We start from the raw sequence: 1,842 nt of genomic DNA on the forward strand, positions 1-1,842 counted from the left end.
CGTCGCCGGGCTCGCCGACCGCGCGACCGACACCCCCGCCCCGGCCCGCCCGGCGCTGCGCCCCGGCCCCCGGCCCGAGCGGGTGCCGCTCTCCTTCGCCCAGCGCCGGCTCTGGTTCCTCGCCCAGGCGGAGGGCCCTTCGGCCACCTACAACGTCACCCTCGCCCTGCGGCTGAGCGGTCCGCTCGACCCCGCCGCCCTGGCGGCCGCCCTCGGCGACGTCGTCCACCGGCACGAGGCCCTGCGCACCGTCTTCGGCGAGCAGGACGGCACCCCGTACCAGCGCGTCCTCGACGCCCCCGGCACCGGCCTGCTCACCGTCACCGACCGCCCGACCGGGGAACTCGCCGGCCACACCTTCGACCTCGCCACCGACCTCCCGGTCCACGCCTACCTGCGGCCCGAGGGGCCCGAGGAGCACGTGCTGGTCCTGGTCGTCCACCACATCGCCGGGGACGGCGCCTCGCTGGGCCCGCTCTACCGCGACCTCACCGACGCCTACCGGGCCCGCCTCGCCGGCGACGCCCCGCAGTGGGAGCCGCTGCCCGTCCAGTACGCCGACCACGCGCTCTGGCAGCACGAACTGCTCGGCGACGAGGACGACCCGCAGAGCCCGCTCTCCCGCCAACTCGCCCACTGGCGCGAGGCGCTGGCCGGGGCGCCCGAGGAACTCCCGCTGCCGCTGGACCGCCCCCGCCCGCCGGTCGCCACCCACCGCGGAGCGGTCGTCCCGCTGGAGTTCGACGCCGACCTGCACGCCCGGCTCACCGCACTCGCCGCCGAACACGGCGTGACCCTCTTCATGGTCCTACAGGCCGCGTACGCCACCCTGCTGCACCGCTTCGGCGCGGGCACCGACCTGCCGATCGGCACCCCGCTGGCCGGCCGCCTCGACGAGGCCGTGCAGGAGCTGGTCGGCTTCTTCGCCAACACCCTGGTGCTGCGCACCGACCTGTCCGGCCGCCCGAGCTTCGCCGACCTGCTGGGCAGGGTCCGGGAGACCGACCTGGCCGCCCACGCCCACCAGGACGTGCCCTTCGAGCGCCTGGTGGAGGAGCTGAACCCGACCCGCTCGACCGCCTGCCACCCGCTGTTCCAGGTGATGCTGGCCTTCGCGGGCGCCGCCGAGGACGGCCCGGACCTGCCCGGCGTGACGGTGACGGAGGAACCGGTCGACTTCGGGACGGCCACCTTCGACCTCACCCTGCGCCTGGTCGAGCGGCAGGGCGCCGAGGGCGCCACCGCGGGGCTGGCCGGCGTCCTGGAGTACGCCACCGACCTGTTCGACCGCGAGAGCGCCGAACAGCTGGCCGCCGCCCTGGAGTCGATCCTCCGCCAGGTCGCCGACGACCCCCGGCGGTCCGTCGCCGAGCTGGACGTCCTGCCCGCCGAGCAGCGGGCCGTGGCCGCGGGCGACCACACGCCGCTGCCCGAGCGGCTGCCCCTGGTGCCGGCCGCCTTCGAGGCGCAGGCCGCGGACACGCCGGAAGCGGTGGCCCTGGTCTGCGGCGACCTCGCCCTGACCTTCGCCGAGCTGAACGCCCGGGCCAACCGACTCGCCCACGAGCTGATCTCCCGGGGCATCGGCCCCGAGCGCGTGGTGGCACTGGCCCTGCCGCGCTCGGCGGAGACGGTGGTGGCCGTCCTCGCGGTGCTCAAGGCCGGCGGCGCCCATCTGCCGCTGGACGCCGAGTACCCGGCCGAGCGCACCGCCCACATGCTGGCCGAAGCCAGCCCGGCGCTGGTGCTCACCGACGAGCGCTGGCCGCTGCCCGAGGTGCTCGACGGGCACCCCGTGCTCGACCTCGCCGCGCAGCCGGCCGGCCCGGCGACGAACCCGGC

Annotated in this window: 1 protein-coding gene; it reads left to right on the forward strand. The window is 76.8% G+C overall.

The window, feature by feature from the left end; translation table 11 throughout:
- A partial coding sequence (locus tag KS423_RS44710; protein WP_224285404.1) for a condensation domain-containing protein occupies positions 1–1,842 on the forward strand: 1,842 nt, incomplete at both ends.

The organism is Streptomyces sp. LS1784, from assembly GCF_020103755.1.
Classification (GTDB): domain Bacteria; phylum Actinomycetota; class Actinomycetes; order Streptomycetales; family Streptomycetaceae; genus Kitasatospora.